General features: G+C 40.5%; 10 protein-coding genes. 9 read left to right on the plus strand and 1 reads right to left on the minus strand.

What is annotated here, in order from left to right; all coding sequences use genetic code 11:
- Positions 1-301 precede the first annotated feature (301 nt).
- Positions 302-1714 (minus strand): hypothetical protein, encoded by a 1413-nt coding sequence (locus tag Q4534_RS16945; RefSeq protein ID WP_303614337.1) that lies wholly within the window; start codon positions 1712-1714, stop codon positions 302-304.
- Positions 1715-2122: 408 nt separating this feature from the next.
- On the opposite strand from Q4534_RS16945, the gene Q4534_RS16950 reads away from it, so the two are divergent.
- From Q4534_RS16950 to Q4534_RS16990, 9 genes are all read left to right on the plus strand, one after another.
- A complete protein-coding gene (locus tag Q4534_RS16950; protein ID WP_303614338.1) occupies positions 2123-4732 on the plus strand; it encodes an alkaline phosphatase D family protein in 2610 nt (869 codons plus the stop codon).
- A 67-nt stretch (positions 4733-4799) separates the two neighbouring features.
- Positions 4800-6335, plus strand: coding sequence for an arylsulfatase (locus Q4534_RS16955; RefSeq protein WP_303614339.1), 1536 nt, complete (start codon positions 4800-4802; stop codon positions 6333-6335).
- Positions 6336-6602: 267 nt separating this feature from the next.
- Positions 6603-8888 (plus strand): PSD1 and planctomycete cytochrome C domain-containing protein, encoded by a 2286-nt coding sequence (locus Q4534_RS16960; RefSeq protein WP_303614503.1) that lies wholly within the window; start codon positions 6603-6605, stop codon positions 8886-8888.
- Between the two features lie 588 nt (positions 8889-9476).
- Positions 9477-12653, plus strand: a complete 3177-nt coding sequence (locus Q4534_RS16965) for a TonB-dependent receptor (protein WP_303614340.1) — start codon at positions 9477-9479, stop codon at positions 12651-12653.
- A gap of 4 nt (positions 12654-12657) precedes the next feature.
- Positions 12658-14220, plus strand: coding sequence for a RagB/SusD family nutrient uptake outer membrane protein (locus Q4534_RS16970; protein WP_303614341.1), 1563 nt, complete (start codon positions 12658-12660; stop codon positions 14218-14220).
- A 90-nt stretch (positions 14221-14310) separates the two neighbouring features.
- Positions 14311-15639, plus strand: coding sequence for a sulfatase-like hydrolase/transferase (locus Q4534_RS16975; protein ID WP_303614342.1), 1329 nt, complete (start codon positions 14311-14313; stop codon positions 15637-15639).
- Positions 15640-15672: 33 nt separating this feature from the next.
- Positions 15673-17064: a sulfatase gene (locus Q4534_RS16980; RefSeq protein ID WP_303614343.1), complete on the plus strand. Its 1392-nt coding sequence runs from the start codon at positions 15673-15675 to the stop codon at positions 17062-17064.
- Between the two features lie 23 nt (positions 17065-17087).
- Positions 17088-18452 carry a sulfatase gene (locus Q4534_RS16985; protein WP_303614344.1) on the plus strand — a complete coding sequence of 455 codons (1365 nt, stop codon included), beginning with the start codon at positions 17088-17090 and terminating at the stop codon, positions 18450-18452.
- Positions 18453-18489: 37 nt separating this feature from the next.
- Positions 18490-19935: a sulfatase gene (locus tag Q4534_RS16990; RefSeq protein WP_303614345.1), complete on the plus strand. Its 1446-nt coding sequence runs from the start codon at positions 18490-18492 to the stop codon at positions 19933-19935.
- The last annotated feature ends 17 nt before the right edge of the window (positions 19936-19952 follow it).

The raw sequence follows: 19952 nt of genomic DNA on the forward strand, positions 1-19952 counted from the left end.
GCTTCCTTCTTAACCAAAATAATTTACTACTTTTTCATGAATATTTTTTCCAAATCTTTCATGTCTTAAATCTAAGGAATCCAAGGGGGCAAGGGGGATTTCTTCGAGAATGAACATTAAAACACAAATGATTTTTCAGGATGTGAATCGTCTAAAAAAGTTTACAGAAATTAATTTAAATACTGCTATTGATTTACAATTTAGGTAAGAAATCCCCCTTTGTCCCCCTTATTGACCTTAGATTTTGATCCGTTCGGATTCTCGGATACGGTATAACACACTAACCTACGCAGCCCAATTCCTATTTATAATCCAAACTCATATTTTTCAAATCATAGCCTATATAAAGAGGCCCATAACCAAAATCGTACGACATGATGCCTCCCAGGTTGGGCTCAAATTGGTTTTGCATAAACAGGCTGTAAATGCCTTGATTAAATGTTTTCATGTCAAAGGAAAAAACCACATATAGCGTTTTGGATTGCTTGGCGGGTATTTCTGCCTGGTTGGAGGGGACCTCTCCCAAATTGATTTCTCCCATGTCTTTTGGTTTTACATACATGGAAAAGGGTTGGCCTCCAGGTAAGATAACGCTGGAACGAAAAATGGGAATGCTAATCGGGAATTCATTTTGATTCTTAAATGTAAAGGGAATTAAAATTTCAAAGCCTCTGGTCTGTGGTCCGGGAAGTTGATCAGGAAATACGGTATACTTGAACTGATTATAGGACGTTTGGAAAATATCCCACTTTTCTGAGGCATCAGGGAAACCTGCGGGATCAAGAATATTGTCTACAAAATAATCAGTCAGCTTAAAACTACTGTTTCGGTACATTAGTGCCTTTGTATTGTTCCATTTAGTATTGATTTGACTGTCAAAGGGTCTGATCAAGTCAAGCATATAATTTTCAATTTTTACATCCTTGGTTCTAAATATATTGTCAATGACCGGGTCAGGAACAGGAACAGTCATGCTCACCACAGCATCAATAAAAGGATCTTTTAAACCATCCATTTCCCCATTGATTAACAAATCTCCAAAAGGAATTAAGGCATTTTTGATGGCATTGGGATTGAGAAGGTTGCTTCCTGTACCCAAGAGTTTGATTTCTATAGGTTCGTTGGATTTAGTGATGGAGGGAGGAGCTGGGATTTTTACACGGGCACTGTGTTCATAGGAGAAATCAAACTTGCCGATCTTTTTTTGGAGCAGTTTGTTGATATATGGTTTTAATTCGGAAGACTCCAAATCAAAATCCTCACTCACGGCCAACTGAAAATTCGGCAACGTATTGGTATAATCAGTAAGGTCCAGTTCTATGGCCGTTTTAAAGGTGAGGTTGTTGTCTTTCCCCATCAATTGCCTCAACTGGGCTGAACTTAAAGTAAAGGAATAATTTAACAAAGAGGAAGATTTTGAGGGCACCATTACCTCTTGATGGGTTTTTGCCAATCCGATGTCTCTACCGTTGACGAATATTCCTATCACATGATCAGGTATGGGTAGTTCTTTTTTGTATGGATTGCTGATTTCATAAACCAAGTCAAAATTGACGGAAAAATCTACCAGAGAGGTTTGGTTAAACTTAACATTAAAAGACTGTTGTTTCGCCTTTGGTAACATGTCTTCAAGCACCATTAAATTTGTACTGCAGCTTAATAAAAAACAAGATCCTATAAATAGTATGAGCTGAATTAATAAAGAAGTTTTCATTGGGGTTGGTTTTGGTGGTTATTTTCCTTTCAATCTATTGATTTATAGTTGAGTAAGGCTTATTAAAGATAGCCTTAAATGCCGGATAATCTTATTTTAAGCATTTAACTTTTAATTTATGAAAAGGCTAATGATTACTTATCCCAAATTCTTATGAAATTTTAGAATAGCAAAACAGTTTAACTTGACTAGGTAGGTTTTAGGTTGAACCAAATATTTATTTGAGAAATTGGGGTTAAGAAAAAAATGAATTTGAGCACTTGGTTTTTCAAATTTGTCAAAAATCCTATGACTTCGCGTATTGATGGTTTATATTGTAACCTATATTATCTCTATTCGGTAATAAGATCGATGATATACGCCTAAACCTGAAATTTCAATTAATCCAAAACTAGCTGACTAATTCATATGAAAAGAAGAAAAGCCATTAAATCAATCGCCTTAGGAACAGTAGGTTCATCTTTGGTATTAACAGATACTTGGGCCGGAACAATGCCCCTAAAATCCTTTAAAAAAGGAAGTCCGCTGAAAAGTAAATGGCAAAATTGGCCGGACATGGCTTGGGTAGGTCCTGAATACTGGGGAAATCGACTGCAAGATTGGGAATTGAGAAATGGCAAAGCCGTTTGTAACCTTAGCGCCAAAAACAGAACACTCCATAGCTTGACCCATCAGTTAAGCCCTAAAACCGATGCATTCAAGGCTGAAGTAAAAGTAAACTGGCTCAATGAAAATAAAATTGGAGACTCAGTTTCCTATGTAGGCATGCGAATTGGTGCCAAAGGTAATTTTGAAGATTACCGATCAGCTGCAGTCTTTGGTAAAGGCTTGGATGTAGGTATCAATGGGGAAGGTGTTTTATTTATTGGTGAGCAGGTAGGTAGGGAGAAATTACCATTGGATAATGAAATCAACTTGGTGCTGAAAGGAGAGAATGGGGCTTTGATTTTAGAAGCTTTTGCTCCTAAAGGTAAGCAACTCCTGGGGGTATTGAAAATTGAAAATTATAGGGGTGACCTGGGCGGAAATATTGCGCTGGTATCCCATTTTCCTGAAGAGGCACTTTTCGAATCCTCCGTAGCTTTTTCGGATTGGACTGTAACAGGGGAGAAGGTATTGGCAGCAGAAAATCAAACTTTTGGCCCCATCTGTTTTGCCCATTATACCTTGCACGATGGGGTATTAAAACTAGGTGCGCAACTGGCACCAGTAGAAAAAATTAAAGGAAATAAGGTCAGCCTGCAACTAAAAAAAGGAGCGGCCTGGACCACTGTGCAAGAAGCAGCAATAGATGAATTGGGAAGAGTTGCCCACTTCCGATTGGAAGACTGGGCGGAGGAAAGTGCAGTGCCTTACCGAGTGAAAGTAGACTTGCCTTTGAAAAGTGGGGTAGAAAGCCATTATTATTCAGGGACTATCGCTAAAGAGCCGGTTGACAAAGACCAGGTAAAACTGGCGGTTTTTAGTTGCAATGCAGATTACGGCTTCCCGGACAATGAGGTAAGTCTACATTCCCTCAAACATGCTCCGGATATGGCGGTTTTTTTAGGGGATCAATTTTATGAAGGCACCGGTGGATTCGGTATTCAAACATCACCATTGGAAAAATCAAGCCTGGACTATCTTCGCAAATGGTACATGTTTGGCTGGTCTTACAGGGAAATATTTAGACATATACCATCGGCATTTATACCTGATGACCATGATGTTTATCATGGAAATGTTTGGGGAGAAGCAGGAAAGGTAGCCCCAACCGATGAAGGATGGACCTATGTCGCCCAAGACCAAGGGGGCTATAAAATGCCTGCTGAGTGGGTGAATATGGTGCAGCTGACCCAGACAGGCCATCTTCCGGATGCCTTTGATCCAACACCCGTAAAGCAAGGGATAGGTACTTATTATACCGATTGGGTATATGGGGGCGTTAGTTTTGCCATACTTGAAGATAGAAAGTTTAAATCTGCACCAAAAAATGTATTGCCTGAAGAAGCCAAGGTTACCAATGGCTTTATTCAAAACAGGGAATTTGACATCAAGGAATACTATGACATTGATGCCGACTTATTAGGCGAACGCCAGTTAAAATTTTTAAAGCATTGGTCTACGGACTGGAGCAAGGGCGCAGAAATGAAGGCGGTTTTATCTCAAACCAACTTTTGTACTGTAGCAACTCTGCCTGAGGGTAGTATTATCGACAGTATTGTGCCAAAATTACCCATTCCTGAATTGGATGAATATGTGCCGGGTGATGCACCTACATCCGACATGGATTCCAACGGTTGGCCGCAAAAAGGCAGAGATGAAGCCATTAAAATTATAAGAAAGGCTTTTGCTTTACACATTGCCGGAGACCAGCATTTGGCCTCAGTTGTCCAATATGGGGTAGATGAATTCAAAGATTCCGGCTATGCTTTTGCCGGGCCTGCATTGAACAATTTATTTCCTAGGCGCTGGTGGCCACCGGTTCCGGAAAAACATGAACCTTTACCTGGAAAACCAAAGTATACGGGAAATTTTAATGATGGATTTGGAAATAAAATGACGGTGCATGCGGTAGCAAACCCACGAAAAACAGGTATAGAACCGGCGCGAATATATGATCGGGCAACAGGATATGGAATAGTAACCTTTGACAAGAAAGGTAAGCAAATGACCATGGAATGTTGGCCTAGATATATCGATCCAAAGGCCAATCCAAACGGGCAATATGAAGGTTGGCCGATAACCGTTTCCCAAAAGGAAAATTATGCAAGAAATGCCAAGGGAAGTCTACCTCCTTTGGATTTAAGCAATTGTAACAAACCGATAGTAGAAGTATTTGAAGCGCAATCAGGGGAATTGGTGTATTCTCTTAGGGTCAATGATAAGGTTTTCCGGCCGGAAGTTTTTAGCGAGGGAAATTACTTCGTGAAAGTTACAGACGATAAGTTAGGAAAAAGTATGGTTTTTAATCAGATGAATACCAATTCTGATCCTATGGCCACTCTCAAAGTTGATTTTGATACCAATAAAGTATAAAACATCCCAAAATAAAATAGCCATATTCTAATGGAAATTTAAATTACCTCAACCATATAAATTAAGAATGAAAAAGAGATTACTATTAATACTACCTCTGATTGTCTTCTATTTGGCGGCTTGCCAAAGTCAGGAAGAGGAGCCTGTTCCTCCAAATATTGTATACATACTAGCTGATGATTTGGGATATGGCGATTTGGGATGTTATGGACAGGAAAAAATTGAAACACCCAATATTGATGCTTTGGCAGCTTCAGGAATGATGTTCACCCAACATTATTCAGGAGCACCTGTATGTGCACCCGCAAGAGCAGTATTGCTCACAGGGCAACATTCAGGTCATTCTCAAGTAAGGGGGAATGACGAATGGGGTAGTAGAGGTGATGTTTGGAATTACCATGCCATGTTAGCAGATTCTACCCTTGAAGGACAAAGGCCAATAGCAACAGGTACTTATACCCTTGGTTCAATGCTTCAAGAGGCTGGCTATACCACTGCTGTAGTTGGTAAATGGGGCTTAGGAGCTCCACATACCGAGGGGATCCCTACCAATCAAGGCTTTGATTATTTCTTTGGCTACAATTGTCAAAGGCAGGCCCACACCCTTTATCCGGTCCATCTTTATGAAAATGAATACAGGGTATATTTGAACAATGATACGATTGCTCCAAATAAGAAATTGCCGGAAGGAGCTGATCCTTATGATTTGGGAAATTATGGAGATTATTTTCTTACAGACTATGCGCCGGAGATAATGTCCGATAGAATTGCCAGCTTTGTAAACGAGCAAAGCAGCGATAAGCCTTTCTTTTTGTACTGGGCTACTCCTATTCCTCATGTTCCACTGCAAGCCCCCCAAAAATGGATTGATCACTATGTGGAGAAATTTGGAGATGAGGAACCTTATCTAGGAGAAAATTCTTATTTCCCTTCTCGCTATCCAAGGGCTACTTATGCAGCCATGGTTAGTTATATGGATGAGCAAGTAGGGCAACTTGTTGAACAATTAAAAAGGAAAGGGTTATATGAAAATACCTTAATCATTTTCACTTCCGACAACGGCCCTACTTTTAATGGGGGAACAGATTCTCCTTGGTTTAATAGTGGAGGAGCATTCCGAGAAGAAAAAGGTTTTGGCAAAGGCTTTCTTTATGAAGGCGGTATTAGGGTTCCCATGATCGCCTCTTGGCCAGGGAAAATCAAAGAAGGATCGGTAAGTGACCATGCCTCTGTTTTTTATGATGTTATGCCCACCTTAGCTGAAGTAGCCGGGAAACCTTTAGAATCTGCAACAGATGGCACTAGTTTTTATCCTACACTGATAGGACATGATCAAGCCCAGCCTGAATTTCTTTATTGGGAGTTTCCTTCTTACGGTGGTCAGATCGCTATCAGAATGGGAGATTGGAAAGCGTTGAAACTTAATGTTCAAAAAGGAGGATCTTCTTGGTTATTGTTTGACTTGAAAAGTGATCCTCTGGAAATGAACGATGTAGCTAAAGAAAATCCCGAGATAGTAAAGAAAGTAGAAGAAATTGTAGCAAGAGAACACACAACATCACCCAACGAGCGGTGGAGATTTGAGGAATTGGATGGGGTTTAACTGCCGTTAAGCCTTTCTTGTCCTTTTGAGTTGAATATAAATTAAAACCATTATCCCCCTTATGCCGACATTGTTATAAGGTGTAGATAATGGTTTTATTTTTTTTGCAGATTATGAGTTTACAAAAAAAAATCTTATAAATAAGGTCTTTTTAAATACCGCAACAGATGATGTGTTGGCAATCTGCTTGATAACCATTAAATTAGAAAGGTAATTAAAGTAAACCCGGTAGGATTGAAAAACACAGCAGCTTTTACGTCAATATTTATGGTACTATTTATAGCTTCAGTGGCTTTAAATAGTTGTTCAAATGAGCATACCTACAAGGAAGCTTCAATTCCTGATCAGGTTAGTTATAACTTCCATATAAGACCTATATTATCTGACAATTGTTTTGCCTGCCATGGTCCTGATGCCAATAAAAGAGAATCGGGGTTAAGGTTAGATACTAAGGAGGGGGCCTACGCAGCTCTCAAAGAAAATCCGAATCGCCATGCGATTGTCCCCGGTAAATCCAATCAATCTGAAGTAATTACAAGAATTTTTTCTGAGGAGAATACTGAAAAAATGCCTCCCCTTGAATCCAATTTAAGCCTTTCGGATCAGGAAAGGCAATTGATTAAGAAGTGGGTAGACCAAGGTGCCGTTTACGAAAAGCATTGGGCTTTTGAGCCACCTGCGAAGAAAGATATTCCCGTATCGGCTCTACCGGAATGGGATCATAATCCCATTGATGGTTTTGTATTGGCCAAAATGAAAGAAAACGGGCTTACTCCTAATCCAAAAGCAGAAAAGAATTTCTTGTTAAAAAGGTTAAGTCTGGACCTTACCGGATTGCCGCCCACTTCTGAAGAAGTGCGGAGCTTCAACTCGGGCCAAAAATCCTGGGAGGAAATGATTGACGGATACCTAAGCAAACCTGCTTATGGAGAGAAATTGGCTTTGTTATGGTTAGACATATCCAGGTATGCGGATTCATTTGGTTATCAGAATGACAATATCAGGACACAATGGCCCTATAGGGATTGGGTAATTCACGCTTTTAATGAAAATTTCCCATATGATAAGTTTTTAAAATGGCAATTGGCCGGGGATCTGCTTCCGGAACCTAGCAGAGAACAACTCTTGGCTACTGCTTTTAACAGGAATCACAAAGTTACAGAGGAGGAAGGCGTTATTCATGAAGAGTACCGAATGGAATATGTGTTGGACAAAACGAATACCTTTAGCAAGGTGATTCTAGGGATGACCATGGAATGTGCCCAATGTCATGACCACAAGTATGATCCAATTTCTCAAAAAGATTATTACAACCTCTATGCATTTTTTAACAATACCCCTGAAAAAGGATTCGAAGGGGGAGCAGGATCTGCAGTGCGGGCAAAGACGCCTCTTATGTGGGTTAATACTGAGGATACGGAAGGTATACTGGACTTTATCAATCATCCGGATACCAATAAAATAGCCGTTTCCATTATGCAGGATTTAAAGGACTCAATTCGTCCCACTTTTATCCTGGACAGGGGCTTATATGATGCGCCAACGGGCGAAGCACTAAGCCCCAAAACACCGGACATCATCAAACCATTTTCAAAAGACTTGCCCAAAAATAGGCTAGGATTGGTAGAATGGGCTTTTGCTGAGGATCATCCTTTAACATCAAGGGTCTTTGTCAACCTTATTTGGCAGGAAATTTTTGGTGTGGGCCTAGTGCCCTCCTCAGGAGATTTTGGCATGCAGGGCAAACTCCCTACTCATCCTGAATTATTGGATTGGTTGGCTGTGGAATTTCGTGAAAGCGGTTGGGACATCAAAAAACTTATTAAACTAATCGTTAGCTCTTCCACCTATCAGCAATCTTCAGCTGTAAGCAAAAAAATGTTGGCCATTGACCCGGACAATACTTACTTGTCACGTTTCCCACGCTTGCGCTTGCACGCGGAATTAATCAGAGATATGGTATTGGCCAGTAGTGGTTTGCTGGTTGAAGAATTGGGTGGGCCAAGTGTTAAGCCATATCAACCGGAAGGACTTTGGGAAGCTTCCAGTTCCGGAAGAGGAGAGTTGAATATTTACCGGCAAGACAAGGGAGACAAATTGTATAGAAGAGGAATATATACCTTTATTAAACTCACTTTGCCTCCTCCTTCGCTTTTAATTTTTGATGGCAGCAATCGTGACATTTGCCAAGTCAATAGAAACCGTACCAATACCCCTTTGCAAGCTTTGGCCATGCTCAATGATCCTTTGGTTTTGGAAGCATCAAGGGTGCTAGCTGAAAATTTAGTCGATCAAATGAAAGACGAGAAAGCGGCAATTGGGGAGGCGTTTGTAAGGATTTTGGGTCGTTTGCCTAAAGACAAAGAAGATCAATTGCTTATGGATTTTTATGCAGAGGAGTTGTTACGCTTTGAAAAAAGTCCTGAAATTGCCTCCGGTTCTTTAGATATAGGCGAATCACCGACTTCAAAAAAAGAAGCGGTAAGGACAGCTGCCCTGATGCAAGTCATCGTAGCCCTTTATAATTTAGAAGAAGCCATCACCAAAACCTGACAGTAGTTTTTTAATTCAATTTAATGGCTTCTGACCACTGATCCAAAGTTTTGATTGAATTGGTTTTGAAGTCAATTTTCGTTATTTATTAGCAGTTCTATTCGCTTCCAAATTTACCGGCCTTTTCCTTTTTTTTTGTGTTATTCCTAAGCTTCCAAATAGGTTTGATTTCTTTTGATTACAATTCTTATTATAAAATCAAGGAACCTGCTTTTCCTGGCATTTTCAGGATAGAAAAGTACGGATGCATCACCAGCTTTTAGAATAACTTCCCTCAGTTGACCTTGAATTCCTTGAGACTTTTAAAAGATAAATCATTTATAATAAAAGTGTCATTTATAAATAAAATGCCATCTATAATAAATGATATGGGTTAAATACATAAAAATCTTTTATTACAACAAATTAATTTTTATGTTGTACAAAATTTTCAAATTAATATTTTAATAAATTAGTCTGTAACGAGCATAATTATGTAAAAATTGCCCGGTTGAATTGTTCGGATCCTATCTCAGTAAAAGTTTGCTAGAAAGGATGCTGATAATCGAAAGTTTACCAAAACCAATTACTTAATAAACCCAAATAATTATGAATAAACCTATACGCTACCTTTCTGGGAAGGTGTCAAAAACCCTGTATTTAGGAGGCTTATTGCAATGTTTAATCTCTCCAAATCTTCAAGCTGAAGAGGGAGTAAGCATCGCAGAAACAAGCCCTGACAAAGCCACTTTTTCCTACCTGCACACAGCAATTGAAGACCTCAAAAATGTTTCCGGAACTGTTACAGACAATCAGGGTGAGCCTGTTCCCGGTGCAACCGTGGTCATTGAAGGATCCACGACCGGTACTGTTACTGATATTGATGGGAAGTTTAGTCTGGATGTTCCTGAAGGTGCAGTACTATTGATTTCTTTTATTGGATACGAAACACAAAGGATCAATCCCGGTAATCAAACAAACCTTAGCATTACCTTGGTGGAAGATGCTACTTCTTTGGATGAAGTGGTTGTAGTGGGATATGGCGTTCAAGAGAAAGTAAATCTTACAGGAGCCATTTCCACGGTTGATTTTGACGATGAATTAACCAATCGCCCCTTGACCAATGCCTCCCAAGCCTTAGGGGGAACTGCATCCGGTATTTGGGTAAGTCAAAACTCAGGAAAACCTGGCAGCGATGGTGCGCAAATTAGGGTAAGAGGATGGGGAACCCTCAACAATTCCAATCCACTGATCATTATTGATGGTGTGGAAGGTTCTTTCAATCAATTGAACCCCAATGATATTGAAAATATTTCCGTATTGAAAGATGCTGCAAGTGCTGCCATTTATGGTTCCAAAGCTGCCAATGGAGTGGTTTTGGTGACCACCCGAATGGGTAAAAAGAATGAGGCAATGCAGATAAATGTAAACTCCTATTTTGGCGTGCAATCTTTGGGCAGAAGGTATGATGTGATCAATAACAGTGCTGAGCACATGGAACTAACCAATACTGCTTTAATGAATGAGGGATCTACGCCACTTTTTTCAGATGAACTGATTGCTGAATTTAGAAATGGAACAGACCCTTACAAATATCCCAATACAGATTGGTTTAAGGTAATTTTTAATTCAGCCAGTATTCAGGAACACAATATATCTATCCGTGGAGGTTCAGAGCAATCCTCCTCCTTTCTCTCATTCAATTACCTCAATCAGGATGGTATGGTGCCCAATACAAATACGGAGCGCTATGGGTTGAGGGCAAATATTACTTCCAATGTAAAAGATTGGTTGACAGTCAGTGGTCGCTTCAATTATATTCACAAAGATTCAAATGAACCTTATGCCGACGTCACCTATGGTTCCTTAGGGAGGGTATTTGAAATGTTGGGTGGTTCTGCTCCCTACATCGCCCCATATACCCGAGATGGAAGGTTTGGTTCCGTTCAGGCAATCAGTGAAGATGGGAATTTGCTGTTCGACAATAGGAATGCCTTGATTGATGCCGCCAATGGCTTAACCAATACAGAGCAGAACATCCTGACGCTAAACTTAAGCGCAGATGTAAAACTTACGGATTATCTTTCCTTTAAAACCACAGTTTCTTCCAATGGAAACTGGAATTTGGTTGATCGCTACAATACCAGTGTGTTTGGTTATACTGATACGGGAATTGAAACAACTACTAGGAACTATAACCGAGAAGGTTTAGAAATCAATAGGTCTCAGGTTTCTAGTCTGCAAAACAATTTGTTTTCCACCTTTAACTTTAAGAAGGATTACAATGAAATCCATAGTGTTTCCGCCATAGGAGGCATACAAGTGGAGACTTTTAAAGTAAAGAACATGTTTTCAAGACGTTCTGAACCACCGAAAGAAGGATTAACTCAGGTGGATGCAGGCACTTCCGGTATTCAAGGTGAAGGAAACATGAATGGCTTCCGCATATTTTCGTATTTCGGAAGGGCGAATTATACCCTGATGAGCAAATATTTATTTGAAGCCAACGTTAGGGCTGATGCATCCTCCAGATTTAGTAAAGCCAATCGATGGGGAGTGTTCCCTGGATTTTCTGCCGGTTGGAGATTGTCTGAAGAAGATTTTATTAAAGATGTTTCTGCGATTTCTAACCTTAAATTGAGGGCTTCTTGGGGGCAATTAGGAAATCAGAATATTTCAGGTTATTGGCCTTACCTGACTGTAATTGGTCAAAATAACAATCTAAGTTACAGTTACAATGGAAGTTTTTCTCCAGGTGCTGCTGTAACTGCTTTAGTGGATGAGAACATTACCTGGGAAACATCATCCTCTTTAGATATTGGTTTAGAGGTAGGCGTTTTGGATGATAGGATTACTTTGGAAGCGGATTATTTTAGGAAAACGACCAAAGACATTCTTGTGCAGCTACCTATTCCATCGGTGATGGGAGGAATTTCTTCCCCTTTTGAGAATGTCGGTCAAATGGAAAACAATGGCATTGAGTTTATCCTCAACTACAATAACCTAAAATTTGATAGGGATCAATTGGGATTCAATATGGGACTTAACCTGACTTATATCCAGAATGAAGTGACCAAATTTAGAGGGGGAGACTCTCCTGACCAATTGTACCTACTTAGAGAAGGTTACTCCTTTAGAACCCTTTATGGATTCAAGGCTATCGGCATTTATCAGTCAGACGATGAAGCCTTGGAACATATGCATGCCAACCCATTTACTCCTAAAGCTGGGAATCTAAAATATGAGGACCTTAACAATGATGGCAGGTTGAACTATGAAGATAAGATGGCGCTGGGTAATACCTTACCAAAGTATACTTTTGGCATATCGCCAAGCTTTAAATTCAAAGGATTTGACCTGAATCTTCTGTTCCAGGGGATTTTGGGCGTTAACATGTACACCCAAAATAACTTTACTGACCTGGACTGGGAAAATAGGATGATCTCTACCCGATGGAGAGATGCCTGGTCTCCCGAAAATCCGGATGCTGAAAACCCAAGCTTGAAATTCAATAATCCATGGGATAGCTACCAATCTTCTTATTGGGTGAATGAGGTGAATTTCATCAAATTAAAAAATGTTCAATTGGGCTACTCATTTCCTACACCAATGGTAGAAAAATTGGGCTTACAGAAAATTTACCTTTATGTCAATGGGCAAAATATTTTTTCTATAGCCAGTGATGGGTACGAAGGTTATGATCCGGAAAGAAATACTTTCGATGCGGGTTATCAAGTGTATCCAACCCCTAGGATTCTTTCAGCTGGTATCAATTTAAATTTCTAAGGACATGAAGACCAATAAATACATTATATACTTATTGACGATCGTTTTATTATTACCATTATCAAGTTGTGATGACGATTTTCTAGAATTTTATCCCGAAGATAAAATTACTTCAGCCAATTTTCCTCAAAATGAAGAGGACATTAAACTATTACTTAACGGTGTTTATGCCTTGATGCGGGAAAGATCCATTTACAATGAAGGATTATTTGGTTTTGGTGTTCTAGACGGTGCAACACCCAATGCTTTTAATTGGGGAAATACACCGATCGCAAGGGCAGGAACCGGTCAATTGAATTCTAGTGATGGAAGCATTGTCAATTTTAGATGGACGAGGTCCTATGCTATAATCTTTAGGGCCAATTACCTTTTACAGGCCTTGGATCAAGTGGATATACCCGAAGAGGATAAATCCATCTACCGTGCAGAAGCTAGATTTCTACGTGGACTGGCATATTCTATTCTTGCAGAAGGCTTTGGAGGTGTACCGATTATTTTGACAGCCATCTCTACAGAAGAAGCAAGGAATATTTCCAGAGCTAGTAGAGAAGAAACCTGGGATCAGGTAATGGCTGATTACAACATGGCAATTGATAATCTTCAGGCCGAAGCTCCTGAACTAGGTAGGGCAACCAAAGGGGCTGCATTGGGGATGAAAATGAGGGCTTTACTTTACCAAGGTAAATATGAGGAAGTATTGCAAGTTATCAATGAAATCGATGCTTTGAATAAATATGGGCTTTTTCCAAGCTATGAAGGATTGTTCAGGTTAGAAAATGAAAATAACATGGAAGTGATCTTTGATATTCAATACATTTCCGGAGAAAACTCCCAAGGATCTTTGCATGACCAGTATTGTGGAACAGGTACCGGCAGCTGGACCCGTGGAAGTCGCTATGTACCAACCGATGATTTGGTCAATGCTTATGAGATGATTGATGGATCCGAGGTTGATCCCAATAATCCTTATGAAGGGCGAGATCCCAGACTCGAGTTTACTGTAGTGGTACCGGGAGCCTATATATTGGGCTATAGGTTTCCTAATTATGAATACCCTGGAGGAGCTTTCAATCATCCTGGAAACCGACTAAAGCACCTTAGTGCAAGAAAATACCGCATAGAGCCTGAAGCAGATTTGCCTCCTTCCGGCCAGTCCGGCCTAAATAATATTGTCTTAAGGTATGCGGATGTGATTTTATCTAAAGCCGAAGCGATAATTGAGACCAATGGGGATATTGATGAAGCCATCAATTTGATTAATAGAATCCGGACGGAAAGGGAAGATGTGAAGATCAGCCCATTGCCTATGGGGCTTTCTCAGGAAGAAGCACGAGCAAAGCTTAGGCATGAAAGGAGAATAGAGTTTGCCTTAGAAGGATTGTATTGGGCCGACATCAAAAGGTGGGGTATTGGTTCGGAAATTTACCCTGTCGAGGTAAAAGACCACAATGGAAATGTGATTGAAACGAAGTTTCCGGATGGATACCTTGATTTTTATCAGTTGCTTCCAATCCCTGATAGTGAAATATCATTGAATGAAAACTTGACCCAAAATCCGGGCTGGTAATAAGCATGTATTATCGGGCCCTACCTTGGTAACACCAGGGAAGGGCTCGGATAATATTAACCTGGGGAAACTGAATAAAATAAGTGTGAAATGAATGTGTCAAAAATACTTTGCCCGCTCCTTGTTTTAACCCTTTACCTGAGTGCCTGCAATCGTCAGGAATCGAAGCTGGATCCTCCTCCAAATTTCATTGTTATTTTAGCTGATGATTTAGGTTATGGAGGTCTTGGGGCTTATGGAGACATTAAGCTAAAGACGCCTAATATTGATTATTTGGCTAAAAACGGAATCCGTTTCACTGATTTTCATTCCAATGCCCCCGTGTGTTCACCTACCCGAGCTGCCCTTATGACCGGAAATTATCAGCAGCGGTCAGGTATGGAAGGCGTAATATATGTTAGGGGAGAAACAAGAAAGGTGGGGCTTGATACAGCTCAGACGACTGTTGCCAAATTGCTGAAATCGGCAGGGTATCAAACCGGAATAATGGGAAAGTGGCATTTGGGATACCAAAAGCAATACAACCCTGTTCATCATGGTTTTGATACCTTTTTTGGGTATATAAGTGGGAATATCGATTACCACAGCCATTATGACAATGCCGGAATCTATGATTGGTGGCATAACCTGGATAGTATTTATGAAGAGGGGTATGTGACCGATTTAATCACGCAGCATGCAGTGGATTTTATAAAAGATAATAAAGAAGCTCCCTTTTTTCTGTACGTTTCTCAGGAAGCCCCACATGTTCCATTTCAGGGGAGAAATGATCCGGCTTACAGGTTCCCCGGTAAGGAGTTTAGCTATCATGGCCCTGTAAAGGATACTTTGGAAGTATACAATGAGATGGTGGAGGTAATGGATGAAGGAGTGGGAGAAATCATGGATGCTTTGCGGGAAACAGGACTAGAAGAAAACACCCTGGTTTTGTTTATTTCCGACAATGGGGCGGAAGTATTTGGAAACAATGGAGAGTTAAGTGGAAATAAAGGCAACCTCCTGGAAGGAGGCCATAGGGTACCGGGTATTGCCTATTGGAAGGGCAATATTAAACCTGGAGAATCGGCCGAAACAATTATGAGCATGGATATTTTACCAACCTTACTGGAAATGAGCGGAGCTATTTTACCCGAAAAAACTAAATTTGATGGGGTTGATCTTTCCAAACACCTTTTCACGGGAGAACCCCTTCAAGAAAGGACCTTGTTTTGGAGGTATAGAAATCAGAAAGTGGCCAGGCATCAGGAATGGAAGCTTCTTCTTTCAGATAAGGATACCTTATTGGTAAATTTGGAACAGGATCCATTGGAAAAACATAATCTTGCCATAGAAAAACCGCGCATTTTAAAGGAACTTCTGGACAAACTGGGAGAATGGGAAAAAGAAATGGGGCCGGTAGAAAAGATGAAGACCATCTAGTATATCATTTGCACAAATCGAAAAATATTTACAATGTTACGTAATTTCATAGTCTTACTTGTCATCGCATTTACTTCTTATCAAGGGAGCTTGGCACAAAATAAAAAGTCACCCAATATTGTGCTGCTTTTTGCCGATGACTTGGGGTATAGGGACTTGAGTTGTTATGGTAGTACTCAGGTCAAAACACCAAACTTAGACAAACTTGCTGCCAAGGGAATAAGGTTTACTGATTTCTATGCAGGATCTGCGGTCTGCTCCCCCTCCAGGGCTGCTTTAATGACCGGGCGATCTTCTGTGAGGGCAGGCATCTACAGCTGGATCCACACTTCACATATTATGCATTTGGCTGAATCGGAGTTTACGACGGCTGAGTTATTGAAGAAGGCCGGCTATGCTACTGCCCATATCGGTAAGTGGCATTTAGGTTATGACTTGGAAGAAGCTTCGGGTCCCGGGCCAAATCCCGGAGATCAAGGCTTTGACCATTGGATTGCAACCGGTAACAATGCACTTCCCTCTCACGAAAATCCGGTAAATTTTGTCCGCAATGGGCAGGCTTTAGGTGAGGTAGAAGGTTTTTCGTCTCATATCCTCGCTGATGAAGCGATAGGTTGGCTTGAAAACCGTCCAAAAGACCAACCCTTTTTTATAAACCTATGGTTTCACGAACCTCATCAAAAAGTGGCCGCACCGGAAAAGTTTCTATCCGAACACAAGGATACTAATCTCCCTGCTTACTATGGCAGTATAGAAAATATGGATGCGGCAATTGGAAGAATATTGGAGGAGCTAGAAAATCAAGGGCTTATTGAAGAAACTTTGATCGTTTTTATGTCAGATAATGGAAGTTACCGAGGGGCCCATGGCAGCAACGGTGAACTGACCAAAGGCAAAACTACCTTGTGGGAAGGCGGAATTCGAGTGCCGGGGATATTTAGCTGGCCGGGAGTTATTGCAGAAGGGACCATAGAAAACAAGCCTGCCGGAGTGGTAGATGTTTTTCCCACGATTAAAGAAATTGTCGGAGGAGAAATTGATCCTGAAATTGTAATTGACGGTTCCAGCTTGCTTCCTCTATTTAAGGCGGGTAAATTTGAGCGTAGCAAGCCTTTGTATTGGTTTTATCCTCCATCCAGACCTGTTGCCGTAATCAGGCAAGGCCCCTGGAATTTGATTGCTGACCCTGAGATAGACATTCCCAGAGGGAATATGTTTCAAGAAGCGTATATTGGGATGATCAAAGAGACCAAGCTAGTTAATTTTAGGCTGTATAACCTTAGAAATGACCCCAAACAAAATAAGGATGTGTCCTCAGATAATCCTGAAGTATTCGAAAGCATGAAAAAAGAAATGATCCGGTTACACGATGAAATTGTGGAAGAAGCGATTGACTGGAGAAGTTTCTCTTGGGACAATAATTAAATTCAAATAATAAAATATAAAAAATGAAGATAACCGGATGGAAGCACATAGGGCTAACCTGTCTTATGTTAGGTTTAGGAATTGTGCATGCTCAAACCTTAAAGAACAGCAAGAAACCCAATATTTTAATTATTTTCACTGATGATCAGGGGTATCATGATGTCTCATATTATGGCACAGAAGATATTCAAACACCCCATATTGATGCCATTAGAAATGATGGGATGCAGTTCGATTATTTCTATACCAATTCTCCCGTTTGTGCCCCCACTAGGGCTTCTTTGATGTCGGGTCGGTATCCGGATCATGTAGGCGTACCCGGCTTGGTGAGGTCCAATCCTAAAAACAATTGGGGGTATTTAAACCCAGAAACAGTATTGTTGCCCGCCATGCTTAAAAAAGGTGGGTACCACACTGCTCATATAGGGAAATGGAATCTTGGACTAGAACATCCGAACCTTCCCAATGACCATGGATTTGACTATTTTCATGGATGGTTAGAAGACATGATGGACGATTATATCACCCATAGAAGACATGGGAAAAATTATATGCGTTTGAATGAAGGAGTTATTGATCCTAAAGGGCATGCCACCGATCTTTTTACTGAATGGTCAGTGAATTATATACAAGAGAGAGAAAAGAAAGAAGATCCTTTTTTTCTGTATTTGGCCTATAATGCGCCTCACTTTCCAGTGCAACCTCCAAAGGAATGGGTTGAAAAGGTGAAAAAAAGAGAGCCGGGATTACCTGAAAAAAGAGCCAACCTAATTGCATTTATTGAACATCTGGATGATGGTATTGGTCAGGTAATCAATGCACTAAAAGAAACCGGGCAATATGAAAACACCCTAATTATTTTCACCAGTGATAATGGGGGGCACCTTCCTGATCTGGCAAACAACGGTTTATTGAGAGATGGAAAGCAAAGCATGTATGAAGGAGGGTTACGTGTGCCTACTGCCATCTCCTGGCCTGCAAAAATCAAAGCTGGTACCAGTTCTGATCAAGTGAATTTATCCATGGATATTTTCCCTACACTTACCGAAATAGCTGGTGTTCCTTTGGATCATGATATCAATGGAAGAAGTTTTCTTTCCACACTATTGGGAGAAACCATGCGGGAAGAAGTCAGACCTTTGTATTTTGTAAGAAGGGAAGGGGGGACAAGGTATGGTGGAAAAGCCTACCATGCCTTACGTTTAGGAGATTGGAAATTACTACAAAACAGCCCTTTCCAACCTATGGAGCTATATAATCTCAAAGAAGACCCTTATGAGAAGAATAATATTATAATGGAAAATAAAGAGGTTTTTCAAAAATTAAATGCTTATTTAATGTCTCATATTCAGGAAGGGGGCAAAGTTCCTTGGCAAAAACCTGAATAGCTCAAAAAGTTTTTTATTAATTATAAGATCAAAAAAAATGAAATCAAGTATCCCCGGAATAGCCTTAAGTCTGTTAATCAGTTGTATAGGTTTTTTTATTACCTCTGCAGAGGCAAGGCAAGAAGCCGAAAAGCCCAATATAATTGTAATTTTTGCGGATGACTTGGGTTATGGAGACTTGGGGGTGTTTGGTCATCCCTCCATTAAAACACCTAATTTGGATAAAATGGCCTTTGAGGGGCAGAAATGGACCAATTTTTATGTTGCTGCTCCGGTTTGTACACCTAGTAGAGCAGGACTTCTTACCGGAAGGTTACCTATCCGATCAGGGATGAGCAGTGACAAAAGAAGGGTGCTTTTTCCGGATTCTGATGGTGGGCTACCACAATCAGAAATAACAATAGCTAAAGCATTAAAGGGAAATGGTTACCAGACTGCGGCAATTGGAAAATGGCACCTAGGGCATAAGTCACCTTACCTTCCTACAGATCATGGTTTCGACAGTTATTTTGGCATTCCTTACTCCAATGATATGGATAAGATTGACAAGACAGATCACTTTACTTTGACCGATAATGAAAAATTTGATGCTTATAATGTTCCCTTGATGAGGGACACTGGAATTGCCGAAAGGCCAACCGATCAGCGCACCCTTACCAAGAGGTATACAGAAGAGGCAGTCTCTAAAATCAAAGCCTTTAAAGACGAACCATTTTTCATCTATTTGGCCCATAATCTGCCACACATTCCATTGTTCAGGTCTGCAGCATTTAAAGATCAGTCTTTGGGAGGAATATACGGAGATGTAATTGAGGAGATAGACTGGTCTGTGGGTCAAATTCTTTCCACCTTAAAGGAAGAAGGGATTGCAGAAAACACCTTGGTGGTCTTCACTTCTGACAATGGACCTTGGCATGTGTTCAAAACCCATGGTGGAACCGCAGGTCTATTAAGAGGTGCCAAAGGAGGTACTTTTGAAGGAGGAATGAGAGAACCAACCGTTTTTTGGTGGCCTGCTCAAATCAAACCCGGTGTAGTGATGGATATGGGAACCACAATGGATCTTTTACCTACATTTTGTGCCATATCAGGTACTGCATTGCCCAATGATAGGGTGTATGATGGTTACGATATATCCGGCTTATTGAAGGGTACAGGAAAAAGTGAAAGAGAAACGGTATTTTACTATCGAGGTCAAAGAGTATATGCCATCAGAAAAGGAGATTACAAGGCGCACTTTATTACACAGCTAGAATACGGTAATCCTACGGCACATCCGGTAACTCAGCCTGAAGTGATCGTAGAAAATAAGGCCACTGTTTTAGAAACGCCTTTATTGTATAACGTCAATGTAGATCCCGGTGAACGATTCAATATCGCCGCAGACCATCCTGAGATAATTGCTGAGATAAGAGCGGAATTGGCTGCTCATCAAGCGACTATTGTTCCTGTGGAAAATCAACTTGAAAAGTATCCTAAATAAACGATAAATCACCCAAG

It is taken from the genome of Cyclobacterium sp. 1_MG-2023 (assembly GCF_030546805.1).
In the GTDB taxonomy this organism is placed as follows: Bacteria; Bacteroidota; Bacteroidia; order Cytophagales; family Cyclobacteriaceae; genus Cyclobacterium.